Annotated in this window: 10 protein-coding genes and 1 pseudogene; 9 read left to right on the top strand and 2 right to left on the bottom strand. The window is 43.0% G+C overall.

What is annotated here, in order from left to right; translation table 11 throughout:
* Window positions 1-232: 232 nt before the first annotated feature.
* The 5 genes from acnA to ptsP all read left to right on the top strand — a co-directional run bounded on the left by acnA (window position 233) and on the right by ptsP (window position 7,359).
* The gene (acnA, locus tag AB1F57_RS08255; protein ID WP_367985610.1) at window positions 233-2,902 is read left to right on the top strand and encodes an aconitate hydratase AcnA; all 2,670 of its coding nucleotides are present in this window, start codon (window positions 233-235) and stop codon (window positions 2,900-2,902) included.
* On the top strand, window positions 2,899-4,017 hold the full coding sequence (locus tag AB1F57_RS08250; RefSeq protein WP_105137884.1) for a citrate synthase: 1,119 nt from the start codon (window positions 2,899-2,901) through the stop codon (window positions 4,015-4,017). The genes acnA and AB1F57_RS08250 overlap by 4 nt, the downstream gene beginning before the upstream one ends.
* A gap of 2 nt (window positions 4,018-4,019) precedes the next feature.
* Window positions 4,020-5,201: an NADP-dependent isocitrate dehydrogenase gene (gene icd / locus AB1F57_RS08245; protein WP_367985609.1), complete on the top strand. Its 1,182-nt coding sequence runs from the start codon at window positions 4,020-4,022 to the stop codon at window positions 5,199-5,201.
* Window positions 5,202-5,357: 156 nt separating this feature from the next.
* Window positions 5,358-5,621 carry a phosphocarrier protein HPr gene (locus AB1F57_RS08240; RefSeq protein ID WP_002936050.1) on the top strand — a complete coding sequence of 88 codons (264 nt, stop codon included), beginning with the start codon at window positions 5,358-5,360 and terminating at the stop codon, window positions 5,619-5,621.
* A 4-nt stretch (window positions 5,622-5,625) separates the two neighbouring features.
* On the top strand, window positions 5,626-7,359 hold the full coding sequence (gene ptsP / locus AB1F57_RS08235; RefSeq protein WP_105137882.1) for a phosphoenolpyruvate--protein phosphotransferase: 1,734 nt from the start codon (window positions 5,626-5,628) through the stop codon (window positions 7,357-7,359).
* Window positions 7,360-7,445: 86 nt separating this feature from the next.
* Here ptsP and AB1F57_RS08230 read toward each other — a convergent pair whose 3' ends face one another.
* Window positions 7,446-8,933, bottom strand: coding sequence for a DUF1846 domain-containing protein (locus AB1F57_RS08230; protein WP_367985608.1), 1,488 nt, complete (start codon window positions 8,931-8,933; stop codon window positions 7,446-7,448).
* Between the two features lie 273 nt (window positions 8,934-9,206).
* Between AB1F57_RS08230 and AB1F57_RS08225 the strand changes: the two genes are divergently transcribed.
* The 4 genes and pseudogenes from AB1F57_RS08225 to AB1F57_RS08210 all read left to right on the top strand — a co-directional run bounded on the left by AB1F57_RS08225 (window position 9,207) and on the right by AB1F57_RS08210 (window position 18,795).
* Window positions 9,207-10,475, top strand: a complete 1,269-nt coding sequence (locus tag AB1F57_RS08225) for an MFS transporter (RefSeq protein ID WP_367985607.1) — start codon at window positions 9,207-9,209, stop codon at window positions 10,473-10,475.
* Between the two features lie 11 nt (window positions 10,476-10,486).
* Window positions 10,487-11,527, top strand: a complete 1,041-nt coding sequence (locus AB1F57_RS08220) for an ArsR family transcriptional regulator (RefSeq protein WP_367985606.1) — start codon at window positions 10,487-10,489, stop codon at window positions 11,525-11,527.
* Between the two features lie 1,075 nt (window positions 11,528-12,602).
* Window positions 12,603-13,422: pseudogene (locus AB1F57_RS08215) on the top strand (IS30 family transposase); the annotation flags it as partial.
* Window positions 13,423-13,731: 309 nt separating this feature from the next.
* A complete protein-coding gene (locus AB1F57_RS08210) occupies window positions 13,732-18,795 on the top strand; it encodes a ZmpA/ZmpB/ZmpC family metallo-endopeptidase (RefSeq protein ID WP_367985605.1) in 5,064 nt (1,687 codons plus the stop codon).
* A 183-nt stretch (window positions 18,796-18,978) separates the two neighbouring features.
* On the opposite strand, the gene AB1F57_RS08205 is transcribed toward AB1F57_RS08210, so the two are convergent.
* Window positions 18,979-19,710, bottom strand: a complete 732-nt coding sequence (locus tag AB1F57_RS08205) for an IS982 family transposase (RefSeq protein ID WP_367986342.1) — start codon at window positions 19,708-19,710, stop codon at window positions 18,979-18,981.
* Between the last annotated feature and the right edge of the window lie 148 nt (window positions 19,711-19,858).

Here is a 19,858-nt window from a genome sequence, read left to right as displayed (position 1 = left end):
AGGGGTTAGCTTAAACAAATCACAAAATATAGATGATTATCGAACAAGAAAATACTACATGTAGTGTTTTCTGAAAATGAGGTCTACAAGCCTTGTTTAAGCCGTAGTAGAGCTGTTTTCTATGCGAAATAACCATATGTTATAAAATATAACATTCATGGTTAAGTTGTGTTTGAATAAAAAAAGCAACTTCCAGTATAATATACATAATGAATACATAGAGGTAACAGACATGACTCAAAAGAACAAATCGAATTTTGAACACAAACAAAAATTATTCTCTTACTATGATTTGGGAGAGGTTGCCCAAGAACATGGTGTGAATATTCATGCACTCCCTTATACGATTCGTATTCTGCTAGAAAGCTTACTTCGTAAGGAAGATGGTGTAGATGTGACCAAAAGTCACGTTAAAGATTTGGTGACCTACCAGGCTGCAACTCCACAGGGTGAGGTTCCTTTTAAGCCTAGTCGTGTTATTTTGCAGGATTTTACAGGGGTTCCAGTTGTGGTTGACCTTGCATCCATGCGTGATGCGGTGGTTAAGGCGGGTGGCAGTCCTGATTTGATCAACCCCGAAATTCCAGTTGATTTGGTGGTTGACCACTCTGTGCAAGTCGATTACTTCGGTACGGACCAGGCTCTGGAAAAAAATATTGAGCTAGAATTTGAGCGCAATAACGAGCGTTATGAATTCTTAAAATGGGCGGAAAACTCTTTTGAGAATTATCGGGCTGTGCCACCTGCAACAGGGATTATCCACCAGGTCAACATTGAGTTCCTCAGTGATGTTGTCATCGAGCAGGATGGCCTACTTTATCCAGATTCTATGTTCGGTACGGACAGCCATACGACCATGATCAACGGTATCGGTGTTCTGGGCTGGGGTGTCGGAGGTATTGAGGCCGAGGCAGCTATGTTGGGAGAGGCGTCTTATTTCCCAATTCCAGAAGTGATTGGTGTTCATTTGACAGGCAGTCTGCCCAAGGTTGCAACAGCGACAGATTTGGCTCTACGGGTGACACAATTGCTCCGCCAGGAAAATGTTGTCGGCAAGTTTGTTGAATTTTTTGGACCAGGTCTGTCTTCATTGGCACTGGCTGACCGGGCGACGGTTTCCAACATGGCACCTGAGTATGGCGCGACTTGTGGTTACTTCCCGATCGATGCTGAGACCTTGAACTACATGCGCCTGACCAACCGTTCAGAGGACCATATCGCCTTGACGGAGGCTTATGCCAAGGTCAATCATCTGTTCTACGATGAGGTCAATTTCCCAACCTACACCAAGGTTTTGGAGTTGGATTTGTCAACGGTGGTGCCGTCTATTTCTGGACCAAAACGGCCGCAAGATTTGATTGAATTGACCGATGCCAAGGAGGAATTTGCTGCCAGCATCACTCGTGAAGTTGGTGTTCGTGGTTTTGGTTTGGACAAGGCAGAGCTAGATAAGACAGCGACGGTGCATTATGCAGACGGAGATGAGACGATTCAGACAGGTCATGTGGCCATTGCCGCTATTACCTCTTGTACAAATACATCTAACCCCTACGTACTTTTAGCGGCAGGATTACTGGCTAAGAATGCGGTTGAAAAAGGCCTGACAGTCAATAAAACGGTCAAGACTTCTCTGGCACCTGGTTCAAAAGTTGTTACAGGTTACTTGAAAAATTCAGGCCTCCAAACCTATCTGGATGCGCTTGGATTTAACTTGGTCGGCTATGGTTGTACCACTTGTATCGGGAATTCCGGTGATTTGCCAGTAGAAGTTGCAGAAGCCATTAAGGAAGAAGATTTGCTGGTTTCGGCAGTCTTGTCTGGTAACCGCAACTTTGAGGGCCGTATCAATCCGCTTGTCAAAGCTAATTTCCTTGCAAGTCCGCCCCTTGTAGTGGCCTATGCCATTGCAGGAAACATGAATGTTGACTTGACGACAGAGCCGCTTGGTCAAGACCAGAATGGTCAACCTGTCTATCTCTCAGACATCATGCCAAGTCGTGAAGAAGTAGATGCCTATATCGAGCAGTATGTGACCCGTGACCTTTATAAGGAAGAATACCAACAGGTCTTTACAGATAGTCAAGCTTGGAACGCCATTGAAACGACATCGGATAAAAATTATGCCTGGAATGACAAGTCAACCTACATTCAAAACCCGCCATATTTTGATAATATGCAGGCGGATTTATCTATCAAGCCTTTGGACAATCTAGCAGTCCTGGCCAAATTTGGAGACTCTGTCACTACCGACCACATTTCACCAGCGGGGAACATTGCGCGGCTCAGTCCCGCTGCTCGCTACCTAGAGGATAATGGGATTTCATACTTTGACTTCAACTCCTATGGTAGTCGCCGTGGGAACCACCAGGTCATGATGCGAGGAACATTTGCCAATATCCGGATTAAAAATGAGTTGGCAGATGGAAAAATTGGTGGTTTTACCAAGTATGATGGCGAAATTCTGCCGATTTATGATGTTGCTATGAAGTATCAGGAGGCTGGAATTGGTAGCCTGGTAATTGCTGGTAAGGACTATGGGATGGGTTCTAGTCGTGACTGGGCAGCCAAGGGGGCCAATCTTTTGGGTGTCAAGGCTGTATTGGCAGAATCCTTTGAACGCATTCACCGCTCTAATCTAGTCATGATGGGTGTCCTACCCTTGCAATTCCTTGAGGGGCAGACAGTAGACAGTCTGGGCTTGACTGGTTTGGAAACCTACTCTATCGATTTGCCGGAGGATGTGACAGTTGGTCAGATGGTAACTGTTCGGGCTATTTCGGAAAATGAAACCAAGGAATTTCAGGCTCTGGCTCGCTTTGATGCGGAGGCTGATATTCGTTATTACCGCCACGGAGGCATTTTGCCAATGGTGGTGAGAAAGAAACTAGGAGGTCAACTATGACAGAAACAAATGGATTGAAAGATGCCATTGCCTGCGATACGCGCATTAGTGCGATTGAAAATGACCGCCTTTCCTATGCTGGTTATGATATTTCAGAGTTGATGGACAATAATGCGTCTTTTGAAGAGGTCATTTACTTGCTTTGGAATCTGCACCTCCCGACGCAGATTGAGCTCAATTATTTTGAAAAAGCCTTGCGGGCTGAGTATGCCATTTCTGATGCGGTGGAGCAGTGCATTCTCATCCAGTCACGCAGACACCTGCACCCGATGAGTGTCTTGCGGTCAACGGTGTCACTCTTAGGTGTTTACAATGTTCGGGCTGAGGAAAGTTCGCTGGAGGCCCTCTATGACCAGTCGATTCAGATTATGGCTAAGGTTCCGACAATCATTGCAACCTTTGCTCGTCTGCGGAAGGGCTTGGTGCCGATTGAGCCTCGTGAGGATCTGGGCTTTGCCGCTAATTTCCTCTATATGCTCAATGGGCAGGAGCCGACAGATTTGCAAGTCAAGGCCTTTAGCAAGGCACTGGTCCTCCATGCTGACCATGAACTCAACGCCTCGACCTTTGCGGCGCGCGTGACCGCCTCCACCCTGACAGATATTTATTCTTGCGTGACGACAGCTATTGGAACGCTCAAGGGTTCTCTACATGGCGGAGCTAATGAGCGGGTTTTCGATATGTTGCTGGCTATCCGTGAATTTGGTGATACAGAAGGTTACTTGCAGCAAAAATTGGACTCAAAAGAAAAAATTATGGGCTTTGGTCACCGGGTTTATCAAACGGTGGATCCTCGTCAAGAATATTTGAAGGAAATGGCGCGTGATTTGACAATGGGAACGGATGATGAGGCCTTCTATCGCTTGTCCGAAGAAGTAGAGGACTTTATCAAACACAAAAAAGGCTTGATTCCCAATGTGGATTTCTATTCGGCGACGGTATACCATGTTTTGGGCATTGACAGTGATATTTTTACCTTGATTTTTGCCATGAGCCGTATGGCCGGCTGGATTGCCCATGTACAGGAACAACGCAAGAACAATAAGCTCATCCGTCCTCGTTCGTCCTATCTAGGTGGACGGAATTTGACCTATATCCCAATCGGAAAGAGATAAGTATGGCAGAAAAAATTAGATTTGAAAATGGAAAGTTGCTGGTTCCTGACCAACCCATTATTCCCTATATCGAGGGGGACGGTGTCGGTAAGGATATTTGGTCAGCGGCTCAGTCTGCGATTGATGCGGCAGTTGAAAAGGCTTATGATGGCCAGCGTCAGATTGTCTGGAAGGAAGTATTGGCCGGTGAAAAGGCCTATGAAACAACAGGAACTTCCTTACCAGACGAGACCTTAGCCACCATTAAGGACCACCTCTTGGCTATCAAGGGGCCCTTGGGAACGCCAGTCGGTAAGGGACATCGCTCGCTCAATGTCGCCCTGCGCCAGGAGTTGGACCTTTTCGCATGTGTGCGTCCGGTACGCTATTTCAAGGGTGTACCTAGCCCGCTCAAAGAGCCTGAAAAGACCAATATTACGATTTTCCGTGAAAATACCGAAGATATTTATGCAGGTATCGAATGGGATGCTGGAACTGCTGAAGTAGCACAGGTGCTTGCTTTCTTGAAGGACCAGATGGGAGTTAGTAAAATTCGTTTCCCTGAGACATCCAGTATCGGTATCAAGCCGATTTCTGAGGAAGGCAGCAAGCGCTTAGTTCGCTCTGCTATTGATTACGCCTTGGAAAATGGCCTAAAAAATGTAACCCTGGTCCACAAGGGCAACATTCAAAAGTTCACGGAAGGTGGTTTCCGTAAATGGGGCTATGAATTGGCCCAGGAAGAATATGCAGAGCAACTTGCGTCAGGTGACTTGGTTGTCAATGATATTATTGCGGACAATTTCCTTCAGCAAATCTTACTTGCTCCTGAAAAGTTCGATGTGGTGGCCCTCACCAATCTCAACGGAGACTACGCTTCGGATGCCCTAGCTGCCCAGGTTGGCGGTATCGGTATCTCACCAGGTGCAAATATCAATTACCAAACGGGACATGCCATCTTTGAAGCTACACATGGAACAGCGCCAGATATTGCTGGCCAAAACAAGGCTAATCCAAGTTCAGTTCTGTTGTCTGCTTGTATGATGTTGGATTATATGAATTGGAAAGAGGCAGCAGAGATTATTGTTTCTGGACTCGAAAAAGCTTTTGAAAATAAACAGGTAACTGTTGACTTTGCAAAGGATTTGGGAGTAGAAGCCCTATCTACTAGTCAATTTGTTACAACAATGGTCCAATATTTTTGAGTATTGCAAAGACTTGCGCCAAGCAGGTCTTTTTCTTAGAAAAATGAAAGAAATACAAAAAAATCTTGAAAATGATTTCAAAAAGTGGTATAATGCCTTTTGTAAGGGTTATCATAATTAACCTAAATTTTGTAAAACAAAAAGGAGAATCCAACTATGGCTTCAAAAGACTTCCACATCGTGGCAGAAACAGGTATCCACGCACGTCCAGCAACTTTGCTTGTTCAAACTGCTAGCAAATTCGCTTCAGACATCACGTTGAACTACAAAGAAAAATCAGTTAACCTTAAATCTATCATGGGTGTTATGTCTCTTGGTGTTGGCCAAGGTGCTGACGTAACAATCTCTGCTGAAGGTGCAGATGCTGACGATGCAATCGCAGCAATCACAGAAACAATGGAAAAAGAAGGATTGGCATAAGAACATGACAGAAATGCTTAAAGGAATTGCAGCATCTGACGGTGTTGCCGTTGCTAAGGCATATCTACTGGTTCAACCCGATTTATCTTTTGAAACTGTTACAGTTGAAGATACAAATGCAGAAGAAGCTCGTTTGGATGCAGCTCTTGAAGCGTCTCAAAACGAGCTTTCTGTTATTCGTGAGAATGCAGTAGCTAGCCTAGGGGAAGAAGCCGCAGCCGTATTTGATGCACACTTGATGGTTCTTGCTGACCCAGAAATGATTGGACAGATTAAGGAAACTATCCGTGCTAAGAAAACAAATGCTGAAACAGGTTTGAAAGAAGTAACGGATATGTTCATCGCTATCTTTGAAGGTATGGAAGATAACCCATACATGCAAGAGCGTGCAGCAGATATCCGCGACGTTGCTAAGCGTGTCCTAGCTCACTTGCTTGGTGTTCGTTTGCCAAACCCAGCAACAATTGATGAAGAGTCTATTGTGATTGCTCATGACTTGACACCTTCTGATACGGCTCAACTGAACAAACAGTTCGTTAAAGCTTTCGTTACAAACATCGGTGGACGTACAAGTCACTCAGCTATTATGGCTCGTACACTTGAAATTGCAGCTGTATTGGGTACAAATAATATTACTGAAATCGTAAAAGATGGCGATGTCCTCGCTGTTAACGGTATCACTGGTGAAGTTGTTATCAACCCATCTGAAGAAGTGATTGCAGAATTTAAGGCGGCTGGTGAAGCCTACGCGAAACAAAAAGCTGAGTGGGCTCTTCTGAAAGATGCTCAGACAGTGACAGCTGACGGCAAACACTTTGAATTGGCTGCAAACATCGGTACGCCAAAAGACGTTGAGGGTGTCAATGACAACGGTGCTGAGGCAGTTGGTCTCTATCGTACAGAATTCCTCTACATGGATTCACAAGACTTCCCAACGGAAGATGAGCAATACGAGGCTTACAAGGCTGTTCTTGAAGGTATGAATGGCAAGCCAGTTGTGGTTCGCACCATGGATATCGGCGGTGATAAGGAACTTCCTTACTTCGACCTTCCACATGAAATGAACCCATTCCTTGGTTTCCGTGCCCTTCGTATCTCTATCTCTGAGACTGGTAACCAAATGTTCCGTACCCAGTTGCGTGCCTTGTTGCGCTCATCTGTTCACGGTAAATTGCGTATCATGTTCCCAATGGTTGCTTTGGTAACAGAATTCCGTGCTGCAAAAGCTATTCTTGAAGAAGAAAAAGCGAAATTACTTGCGGAAGGCATTGCAGTTGCAGATGATATTCAAGTGGGTATCATGATTGAAATCCCAGCTGCGGCTATGCTTGCGGACCAATTTGCGAAAGAAGTTGATTTCTTCTCTATCGGTACTAACGACCTTATCCAGTACACAATGGCTGCTGACCGTATGAACGAGCAAGTTTCATACCTTTACCAACCTTACAACCCGTCTATCCTTCGCTTGATCAACAACGTTATCAAGGCTGCACACGCAGAAGGCAAATGGGCTGGTATGTGTGGTGAGATGGCTGGTGACCAACAAGCTGTTCCACTTCTTGTTGGTATGGGCTTGGATGAGTTCTCTATGAGCGCAACATCTGTCCTTCGTACACGTAGCCTCATGAAGAGACTTGACACAGTTAAGATGGAAGAATATGCTCACCGTGCCTTGACAGAATGTGCTACGGCAGAAGAAGTTCTTGAACTTCAAAAAGAGTATGTTGATTTCAATTAATTGATAAAATGAGAAAACAAGGGTAGAAATATTCTTGTTTTTTCTATAACAAAAATAGACTTGCCCCGGCAAGTCTATTTTTGTCTTTAGTTTTTCTGATAAAACTTATTGTGCTGATAGATAGGATCAAAGGTAAGATTGATGCCTAATTTACGGAGGACACTCTTGTCTTCATCAGATAGGATAACGGTTGAGTGGGCTTCGCTACCATTTAATTGGCCCAATTCTTTCATGGCACGTGCAGCAAGAGGGCTGTCTTGTGCGGTGATAGCAAGGGCGTTAAGAATTTCGCTGGCATCCAAACGAGTATTATTTTTATCCAGATAATCTGCCTTCAATTCTTGAATTGGACGGATGTAGTTTGGTTCGATGAGAAGGGTTTCGTCATCGATTTTAGCAATTTGCTTGATGGCATTGAGGAGAACAGTGGCAGTTGGTTTGAGGAGGTCGGATGTCTTACCTGTGACAATCTCACCATTTGGCAACTGAATAGCTAGGGCAGGGCTGGCTGTCAGCTCTGCTTTTTCGCGTGCAGCGACAACAACCTTACGATCTGCTGGTATCACACCGACTTCATTCATGAGGAGTTCAATCTTTTTAACTGCTTGCTCGCTCACCCGCTCTGCCTTGAAATCAACCAAGGTCTGGTAGTAGCGGCGGATAATTTCTTGCTTAGATGCTTCAATTGCAGCTTCTTCATTGATGATGGAATAACCTACCATGTTGACACCCATATCTGTCGGAGATGCGTATGGTGATTTACTCAAAATACGTTCAAAGGTACGGTTGAGGACAGGGAAGACTTCGATGTCACGGTTGTAGTTGACCGCAGTTTTGCCATAAGTTTGAAGGTGGAAAGGATCAATCATGTTGAGGTCGTCCAGGTCGGCAGTTGCTGCTTCATAGGCTAAGTTTACGGGATGGTGAAGTGGTAAGTTCCACACTGGGAAGGTTTCAAACTTAGCATAGCCTGATGTTACGCCATGCAGTTGGTCGTGGTAAAGTTGGGAGATACAAGTCGCCAATTTACCTGAACCTGGTCCAGGTGCGGTGACAACGACGAGATTGCGACTAGTTTCAATGTAGTCATTTTTGCCCATACCTTCTGGTGAGATGATGTGGTCAATATCAGAAGGATAGCCCTTTATTGGGTAATGGAGATAGGACTTGATACCATGTTTTTCCAACTGTTTGCGGAAGGCGTCTGCGGCTGGTTGGTTGCGGTATTGAGTAATGACGACAGAACCAACATAAATATCAATATCATTGAAGGTATCAATCAAGCGGAAGACTTCTTGGTCATAAGAAATACCCAAGTCGCCACGTGCCTTAGAGTGTTCGATATTGCTAGCATTGATGGCGATGACGATTTCTACTTGATCTTTTAACTCTTGGAGAAGTTTGATTTTATTATCAGGTTCATAGCCAGGAAGTACACGGGCTGCATGGAAATCTTCCAACATTTTCCCACCAAATTCCATATACAATTTGCCTTCAAATTGAGCAATGCGCTCTAAAATATGATCACGTTGTAAATTCAAATACTTATTTGAATCAAATGCGATTTTCTTCATCCAATAAGTCCTCCAAATGTGTATTAATCTCTGGGAAAAACAAAAAATAGCTCCCTAAAACTAGGGAGCCTTTTCTCCGACCTCTCAAAAGAGGTGCCCGAACAATACTATAACAAACTGTGCTTCGCTTGTCAAGGAAAAGTTAGATAGAAGAAAAATTAAATAAACGTTTAAAAAATATTTAATTTTTACAAAATTAAGCATTGACTTTATTAAAATAAAGTGTAAAATTAAATTAAGCAAATATTTAATTTAATTAAAAAGGAGTTTCTTATGAAAAAACTAGTCAACAATAAATTGTTTCTATCCAGCTTTGTGGTGGATTTGATTTCCAACTTTGGCGATACGCTTTACTACTTAGCTCTGATGAACTATGTCTTGTTGTTGCCAGATACCAAGTTTGCCTTGGCCATGATTACCGCTTCTGAAACCTTGCCGATTTTAGCCGGTCTCTTTATGGGAATCTGGGCAGATAAGACAAAAAATAAATTAGATACCATTCTAGCAACCCTTGTGGTTCGTGTTGGCTTGTATGCCCTTGTTGGTTTCCTGATGGGATTTACACCAGCCCTCTGGGTTGTGGCAGTGGTCTGCGTCATCAACTTCCTGTCTGACCTGGCTGGTCAATACGAAAATGGCCTTTATATGCCAGTCAGCTTGCGGGTTGTGGCTGCTGAAGACCGTGAAACAGCTATGGCATTCAAGATGACGGTGAAATCACTTTTGCAAATTGCCTTCCAAGCCAGCGGTGCTATCCTCATCGGCTTTATGTCTTACCAGAATCTCGCCTTCTTCAATGCAGGAACCTTCTTGGTCAGTCTTGCCATCATGGCAACCCTCCGTCCAGCTCTTGCCAAGTTATTGAAGGAAAATCCAATCCAAGAAGCTGAGCAAACAGAAACAGAAGCAGGTATTATCAAGGGGATGCGTCACAGTCTCAAAGAATCTTATCAAGCTATTCAAAACATCCCTGTTCTCAAAGCGTCAATTATTACCATTGCCAGCCTGAATGCCATTTTTACCGCACTTTCACCATTAGTTATTCTCAATATGAAGGAGTTCTCAGACTTTGTGATTGTCAATGCAGGGACAACTGTCGCCCTAATCACAATTCTCTTCTCAGTTGGTAGTATCTTGGGGTCAAGTATCGGAATGGCTTTGTTCAAAAATGTCAGCTTAATCAATCTCCTCAAGTTCTCTACATTGATGCCAGTCTTGATTTTCTCAGGTTTCTTTCTCCACAATATCTATGTGGTACTGGCAGTGATTTTCGTAACGGCTTTGACACTGGGAATTTTTAATCCAAAAATGAGTGCTCTTGTTATGAATGAATTGCCAGAGGATAAATTGGCAACTGTTGACGCTGGTATTACAACCTTCTGTCAAATCGGTATGGTAGCTGGTCAAGCCTTAGTTGCTCTGATGGTGACAATCTTATCTGTCACAAGTATTTCCCTCATCTTTCTCTTGCTTTCTGTAGGACTAGTAAGCTATACTATTCTTGTGGATCGTAAAACTAAAAATGAAGTAGCTCAAGTTTAGAAAGTATGCGTATGAAATTAGATTACCGTGATTACCGCAGTGAAATTGTGGAAAAACTGTTCATTCCCTTGATTGTCAAGGATCGTGAGGAGCCGTTTGAGGCGGATTTATCACAGAAGGAAAAAGACATTCTCAAAGATGCCTTGGACATTCGCAATGAAGTAGAAAACAAGCTGGCGGATTTTCGTCAAGAAGTCAACGAGGTCTTTCTCTGGGGCCATATCTTTACAATCCTGCACACCTTGTATTTCTACCTCTTGGATCAAAGTCAGGATCCTAAGACAGTTGAGGAAGCCTGTCAGTTGATTTTAAAGCTGTCCCAAGATGAAGTCGAAGAAGCCATGCGGACTATGTTGGCGTCTGAAAATGACGGACATCGTGAGAAGGACCTCAGCCTCATGGAACTCTTGGAAAAAACGGATAAAAAACCAGCAGAAAAGTGGTATTGGTTACTGGCCCTTCGCAATCCCTTGGAAACTGTTGAGCGGTCTGTCGATCTCCTGAACAAGTTGCTCCCAATCTATCAGCCCTATTTTGAAGGGGCAAGAGCAGAGCGGGAAGCCTTTGCTAGAGACTTTGACATTGAACAACTCTACAGAGAATCCAAGCAGTTAGCCATGACCAGCTTGGATAGCTTGGGTGTGGAAAATGCCCCATTCTTTGTCCTCAGTCCATGGTGTTTTTGGTTTGCCTATTACGGCAATGAAGAATTTGACACTATGAAGGTTGCTCTTTTGGCTTCCTGTCGGATCGACCAGATTTTGCTGTCCAATGAGGAATTGGATATAGATGACTTGACTAATGCCCTCAAGGTTATCAGCGATAGCACGCGCTATCAGGTCTTGGTAGAGTTGACCAAGCCCCATGCCAAGAGCAAGGATATCGCAGAGCGACTCAATATCACAGGGGCGGCTGTATCCTTCCACACCCAAAAGCTAGTTAACGGTGACTTACTTCTCTTCAATACAAAAAATAGCGATGTCAAATACAGTGTCAATCAAGATTTGCTGCGGCAGATGATAGCCAAGCTGAAGAGTGATTTTGAATTATAGTTAGTAGGACTTTGTACTGAGTGAGTACAAGGTCTTTTTATGTCTTGGTTCCAAGGTTGCTTTCCCGCTACATGTGGAATCTATGGTTTAATCCCATCTTTGACAGTTTGAAACGACAAAAATCTCCCTAACCCTATGCATATCAAGGGTTTAGAGAGGTGTTCTTTTTATATCAAAAATACGTACTTTTTCTCGATTTTGACGATTGTAAAATTTTTCAGAACGTAGACAAACTATACTCTGGAAAAATAAACTAAGTAGTTCTGCTAAGAAAAAATAGTCTCATTTTGCGAGCGTAGCGAGACTACACCGAGACTTTCCGCTGTGATGAAAATGCTTGAAACGTTGTCGTTTCAAGCATTTGGAGCTATTGAGACCTTAGGCCCAATGGCTAGGTATGGAATTCCGTAGGAAGTCGCTACCGTCCGACATCGCCTCAGGAAAGTCCGAAAAGAGACTTTGTCTACAAACTCATTTTTTTCATCTTTTTTCGCTAATAATTTGATAATCTCTTCTGAAACCAAATGTCTAATGCAATTCATCAGTAATAGCGGTCTGAGTATAGTTTGGTAGGTAACCAAAACCAGGAAGGTACCTAAAGGTATATGACCGTAAGGCTTCAATGAGTTCAGTACATGTGAATTGCTTCTGCACCGCCAGCTCTAAGTAGCGATAGATTATAAGAGCAAGGAAGCAAGTTGTGAAGTGTGCAGAAATGCGATCTTCTCGACTTAAATAAACTGGTCTAACTTTCAACTATGTTTCATAATACAGAAAATAACGACATCAGACTGTTTTTGTAGGTGGATGTTTCACCGATTTCGAACCTCCTGGGGAACAAATCGCTCATATAAAGCGAGAACATGGGTAAAGATTTTTGAAAAAATAACTTGTGTTTGATATTTGCGAGATAATAATGTTGGCTTTGCATTTCATTCCCTCATTTCATGGTTGTTTTGAGTTTATGATACGCAAAGTTTTTTAATCCCAATTTGTCAAATTAAGCTAGACAGAAAAAGCCATCTATGTTAGGCTCAGATAAACTACCACATTTGTCTGAAAGGAACTAACATAAATGACCTATACCCATGAACCACAAATGAACTCGTAATGATAGAGGCTTACTACAAAGAAGGTATAAAAGTTACAACTATCATGATAGCTCTTGGAAGATCAAAGCAGACCGTCTATCATGTTATCAACTTTCTCAAAGACGGACGTTCTGCCTATGACTATTATGAACACTACAAAGCCAATAAGAAACGCTGCGGTCGAAGAAAAATAAGTCTGTCGCAAGCAGAAAAAGACTTTATTCAAACTCGTTTGATCAAAGCTGGAGCCTTGATGTCATTAAAGGAACTTATCCAGATAAGATCTCTTGTTCGATGAGAACTCTCTATCGACTGGCTGACCGTGGTATTTTCAAGAAGGAAGACCTCCCTTGGAAAGGAAAACGAAAACCAAATGGTCATAGCGAAAAAAGAGGAAAACAAGCCTTTCGCAGAGATTTATGTGAAAGAGCTGAACTCTATCCTGATTTTCATACAGAGTTCGGGCACCTCGAAGGAGATACCATTGCTGGCGAGAAACACAAAAGTGCGGTCATTAGCTTAGTAGAACGCCTCTCAAAAGCCATCATTACACTGAAAACTAAGGGACGAAAAGCAAGTGATATTGAGGAAGCCATCAATCAATGGCTGTCTCGATTCCCCAGTCATCTCTTTAAGTCGATTACTTTTGATTGTGGGAAAGAGTTTTCCAATTGGAAGTCTATTTCGAATGCACATGACATCTATATTTTCTTTGCCGATCCAGGTTGTCCTGGACAACGAGGTCTCAATGAACACTCGAAGGGCTTACTAAGACGAAGCGGATTGCCTAAACAGATGGCTTTTTCTGTCTAGCTTAATTTTACAAATTGGGCATTTTAATTCACTTAAAATTTGTTTGGTATCGCACCGATCAGCAAGGGGCCATTCGATTTAGAGGTTGGAAGGAGTGGCGAATTGAGATGGTGAGGGAATGAAGTTCGAACTGTTTACTACAAAATAATGATTTTTTATAAGTTTCCTAACGCCTATTGTTGGGAAACTTTTTCTTGCGATAAAATTGACGACGTATTCTTTGCATTTCATTCTTTTTACTTATATAATTGTATAATTGTAGTATATTTTTTATTTGGCTCAAAAGGAGACTATATTTCAATGAATTTACATTTTTTACAAAAAAAGCAGCATTTTGGCATACGGAAGTTTTCCATCGGTGTCGTATCAGTTGCCTTAGCAATGAGTTTTAGCCTTGCTGGAGGGCAGGTTGCGGCTGCCCAAGAGGTAAGCCAAACTCCTGTTAGTAGCCAGCAAATGAGTCAGGCAGTAACAGATGAGCCAGGTCAAGATCAAACAAGTAATCAGGTTTCAGAGATGGTGGGAACTCAGTTGACAGAACCAGTTCTCACAGAGACTTTGTCTCCAGTAGTTCAGTCGATTCAAACTGATTCAATCGTCTCACAGACCCCTGTTATCCAAGAAAATCAATCAACAACACTCAATCAAGAAAAGGCAAACTCAGTTCAATCCCTGTCGGAAGCGAAAGTAAGTGAACCTAGTATAGGGACAGAAAGTCCCCAAACAGTTGTTGAAACCCCAAGTCAATCAGCAGTAGAGCCAGCTACAACAGATCTGGTAGCAGAAACAGCAGCAGTAGGAACTGCTCCGATCGACCAGATAGCAGAAGAAGTAATCCAACCTGTACTTCGTTCAGTATCCATGGCTCGTAGTGTAGCTGCCAATGATGTTGCTAAATTGCCACTAGATGACCAAGGGGAGCTTATGACCTCTGTCAATGGAAAAACAGTTCAGCAGTTTCAAGTGGTTTATTCGGATGGTAGTAGTCAGATAGTCCCTGCGACGACTCAGCCAACGACAAGTCAGACCAGCGAGGCAGTTGCGCAGCAGGTTGCTTCGCTGAAAGATGACTTTGCGGCTGTGACCTACGAATCGCTCTATCCCCACTTGTCTCATCAGGAAAGTTTTCTTGAAAAAACTGCTCTAGAGACAGCCATTCGGAAGGAAAATGGAGGAAATGCTCTGTCAGCTGACCAGCTGCAGTCTCTCAAGCAGATAGCCTATATGGATATGCTGGATATGAGAGAGAGTTTTGAGCGAGTAAAAGCTAAGATTGAAACAACTCTGACAGGCATTTTTGAGAAATCAAGTCAGGTCAATGTGGAGGATATCCGTCGTAATAAGGAGAAGATTTTAGCAGGTCTTTCCTATCTGGATCGTCAATATTCCTTTGAATTTGGTCCCCATCAGGCACAGGATCTGATCTTGTATCACCCTCAGGTTTTTGGTGGTGGCGGGAGTCCCCTTGGAACTCTTACTATCTTGAATACCTTGACCTATCGTAATTTGACCTTGGGACAGTCAGCGACTACTTACCAAACCAAACTAGCTCCAATTACAAATCAAGCTGATATTTTCTCCTTTGTGGAGAAGGGAGTAAGCTTGTTTGAACCAGGCAAAACAGGTGAGCAATGGTTTAAGGAGACTAGCAAGGCTCATCTGGCAGAGTCCCAATCTCCTTACGGGAATTCCTCGCTCTATCAGAAATTAAAGAGCAATGTACGTCTGAACAACCATTTCATTCCTCTCCTGACCCTACCTACTGATCTTGTATATGCCATTAGCACTTCAAACACAGTCAATTACGGTCTAACGGAATCCTATGTCCGACCAGGTGACCAGACCGGATTGGCAACATTTAAAGCTAACTTACAATCCTATGCTGATGACCAGGAAAGCTTTTTGAAATTCTGGCATCGCATCAGTCAGAACAGGGATATTCTAGCCAATCATGAAACCATTATTGTGGTTGATAGTCCGCAGAAACTTGGGACAGCTACTCAGCGCGTTCAAGAACTTTATTCACCAAAATATGGTTCAGGTGTTTTAGAAGGGGTCGAGAAATTTATCAGACCGCTCAACCTTTATGCCAACTTTTTACAAGCTGATGGTCAAGCCAATGGAAAGACTTCCATTAATCTCTTTTTGAAAAAATCCCTGTCTGAGGCAGGTCAGTCTGTCTATACCCATGAATTGACCCATATGCTGGATAAGAACGTTTGGTTAAATGGCTATGATAGACGAGCTGGCCAGTTACAAGAAGTTTTTGCCAGAGGAATGTTTGAGTCTATGGATGTTGCCAAAACACCCTATCAAGACCCAAGCTTTATTCTCAATACAGCCTATCGCATGGGGGACAATCGGACACAAAATGCTAGCCCAGACCGTTTCCAAACAAGTGATGACCTCAAGACCTATATGCAGGGTATCTTGGACGTCTTGTACACTTTAGACTACGCAGAAGCTCAGTCTATCTTGGGTCAGATACCTGAAGATAGGGCAGTCCTACTTAATCAGCTGAGCCTTGTCGCAAGTGCTAATGGTGGTCAGACAGATCAAGCTCAACCAATTTCAAGAGATTTAGCAACAGGTTTGCAATCTGTCCATGATTTTGTAGATAAGCAATTGATTTCAGGTCGCTACAAGTTTGACGGTCTCAATACCACAGGAACAGCTCGGACCAATTCTTACTACACCATTCCTCTCTTTGAGCCTATCTATGCAGGTCTGCAAAATAATGCAGGAACAGTAGGTGACATTAGTTTTAGAAGAAATGCCTATGATATTCTGGGAGAATATGGTTATGAAAAAGGAATGGTAGCCTATGTTTCTGGCCAATATGCCAATGATCAGGCAGCTTTGAATGCCATTATGCCAGAATATGGAGGAGACCTAACAACCTTTAAGAAGGCTATGTTTGACCGACGTATTGCCAAGGTTACTGAGCTAAAATCCACTAGTGCAGCCAGCGATTTCGCTGCTATTCAGAGTTTGATGGATGTGGCCATTGCCAAAGATTTGCAACAGATGAAACTTAATGCAACCAACAGGGTAGCCTTGTCAACTAGAGTTTCAGCAGTTCAAGAATTGAAAAAGAGCATCTTCCAGGCTTATTTGAAGGATACAAACGACTTCCGTACAAGTATTTACAGTCAACCGAAGGCGCGTGAGCTCTATGTCACCAAAGGTGCTGAAACATCTAAAGAGGGACTGGGAACAGAAACTCATCCATATCAAAGTTTGTCCTATGCTATTTCCCAAGCTAAAGATGGTGATACTATTAAATTGGTTAGTGATATCATCCATCGTGATGGACAAAATTTTTCAACGAATTTTGTCATTGATAAGGCGGTGACAATTGATGGTCGTGGGTATAAATTAAATCTTCGTGGTCTTAATTTGCTAACGACAAAAGATGTGACCCTAAGCAATCTCAAGCTCGAGATGATTCCTGATGGTGGTCAGCAACCGAAGATTTATGCGGATGGTAACCATCTGACCTTTAATAACGTGTCAACGACCATCAGTCAGGCTCAGGTCAATCTTCGTCCTACTTTGATTGCAGGTTCTCCAACTGACACCCCTTCAGGAAGCCATGCTCGGATCTCGATTATTGGTGGTTCCTCAGACACTCGCTTCCAGCAAATTTTTGCGGGCCATGCCCAAGGGACTAGTTTGATTCCGGTTGAGATTTTCATAGACTCAGAATTTGCCATGGTTGATCAAGGGATTGACTTAGGTGGTGTAGATGGTAACCAAACACTTGGTCGGGTTAGCCTAGAGAGTAATTCCGGCAATATCAAGAAAGTTATGGCGACTAATAGTTCAGATAACCAAGTGAATCTAAAAGCAACTCGTATCTATGGGCTAGATTTAGTTGATGTTCAGGAATTGGCCTTGCGAGATCAAGCAAATATTACCCTATCTAATCGCGTTTCTAGTATCTCCACTCGACTAGAAGTGGAAACAGGTAGCCTTCTCAATCTGGATATGGACCAAAATCTTCAAGTGGGTGAGTTGACTGGTGATGGTCAATTGATTATCCCTGCTAGCTCTAATTTGCAAGTGACAGGAGATATTCAAGGTAGTGTTCAGGTTCTTGTCAGAGGCTTTGAACAAGATCTGACCAAGAATATAGACAAGGAATATGTAAGGATTGAGGGACTGTTATCTCCTACAGCTCGAATTACCTTGGAGAAAGGCTATAATCGTTTTGACCTGGTCAAAGATGAAATTGTTTATCGCTTGGTAGAGCTAAAACAGCCTGTTCAAACTCATACAGTAACCTTGCAGTTCACCCAGTCAGGTCAGTTGTTAAAAGCGAAACAGGTGCAAGTTGAAAATGGGCAGTCCATTACTGGTGTGGAGAACGAGTTGCCCAGTGCAACAGAGGGAACCTATCAGTTGGATCCAAACTTTGACAGAACAGCGTTGACAGCTATCACTAGCAGTAAAACGATTGAGATTCCAGTAGTCTTGGTTCTATCAAAAGCAAGTCGCTACCAGCCTCATGTTAATGGGGAAGCCCGTGTCCTACCGGCAAGCAATAGTGAGGAAACAAAAGCTGAGATTGTGAAGCAAATCAGTCTACCAACTGAAGCAGGTCAATTTGATGTTGTAGTAGTCACTCCAATTCCACAGTCTAGTGGTGATTACTCCATGCCTGTTCGTGTGATTTATGACGACCTCAGCCATGAAGAGCTTGTAGTTCCTCTTCATATTCTCACAATAGAAAATGGAGAAGTCGTTAAACATAGCTTACCAGTAGGCGTTTTAGAACCGTTGGTTACTGCCAAAGGCAAGGGAGTTACCCATGAATTGTCGGTCGGAATTCTTCCACCTCTTGAAACGGCAAATGGAGGTGGTGTTCGTCATGAATTGCCAGCAGGCGTTTTAGAACCGTTGGTTACTGCCAAAGGCAAGGGGGTTACCCATGAATTGCCGGTCGGAATTCTTCCACCTCTTGAAACGGCAAATGGAGGTGGCGTTCGTCATGAATTACCGGAAGGCGTTTTAGAACCGTTGGTTACTGCCAAAGGCAAGGGGGTTACTCATTTTATTCCAAGTGGTACCTTGCCTCTAACAGTAACAAGAAGTGAAGTTTATACTCCGGCAATGCCAGCCGTCTTATTGTTACAGCAACGGCAGAAACATACTGAGACCAAGCCAGCTGTGTTACCGTTGGTAGCTGTATCTAAGAAGCAGGCAGGCCAGTTAAGTGCCACCTTGACAAGTAGCAATTCAGACACGTCAACTTCCAATCGTTTACCTGAAACAGGTGAGAGAAACAATCTTAGTCTTCTAGGGTTCTTACTTGCATCCCTAGGCTTGAGTTTCTGGATTGGTCGCAAAAAAGCTGAATAAAGCGGAATGGATTTTGCTTAAGAATTAGTATCAGAAACGGACAAACATCTGGAATTACAAGAGCCGATGATTTGTTCGTTTTCTTTTTCTTTTTTAAGGGGTACTAGCCTTGCTTAAAAACAATTGACTTGTCCAATCAATAAGTATGCAAAATAGAGTATATATACCCGTTGTGCTAGTTAATCAATCGTAAGCAAGGGAATATTTTAAGCTAATACCAAATTCAGTATGACTGCTTTTAAGTAAAAGAGAATAGATAAGTAATATAGCTTCTGTCTTAAATTTGAGCGCCTGAATGTTTCGGCAACGTAAAGCCTCCATTCCAAACTGCTCTAAGTTAGAAAATACGGTCTCCACTGGTTTCCTCAATCGACTTATTTTGTAATTTTCTAGCCATGAATAACCCATCATGTTTTTTCTGAGTTGAGAAATTAACTGGATACCACAGTCTGCTAACGCTGCCTTTGTCTGTCTATCCACATATCCTTTATCTCCATAAACGATTGGAAATGGGCTATTTTCAAGTAGCTCCAAAGTAACATCGCCATCATAAACAGATGCGGGTGTGACAACATAATCAATAGGAAAAGCACTATCGCTGACAAGAACTGAAAATTTCAAGCCATAATAATGGATTTTCTTAGTCGCATTATAGCCAATATCTGCCACCTCTGATAACAATGTAGCTATCATGTTGCAAATGGGGTGACATAGGGCACAAGGAAAACTGTCAATCAAGCCGAACGAGCAAATTTGACAAAGATCTAAGACCATAAAATAGCACATACGCTGAATACTTTGAGCAAGATTTTGACAGAAACGGAAAAATCGAGAGCATTCTGGGAACTTGTCAGGGAAGAGATTATGACGAATCGCACGGTAAATAGCACTTGCCGTCCGGCAGCCCTCTTGAATCGCCCAAAGATAACTAGCGATAATAACGACATCAGACTGTTTTTGTAGGTGGATGTTTCGCCGATTTCGAACCTCCTGGGGAACAAATCACTCATATAAAGCGAGAACTTGGTAAAGATTTTTGAAAAAATAACTTGTGTTTGATTGG

Source organism: Streptococcus nasisuis, assembly GCF_040836615.1.
Lineage (GTDB): Bacteria > Bacillota > Bacilli > Lactobacillales > Streptococcaceae > Streptococcus > Streptococcus suis_V.
This window is presented reverse-complemented; position numbering and strand designations above follow the sequence as displayed.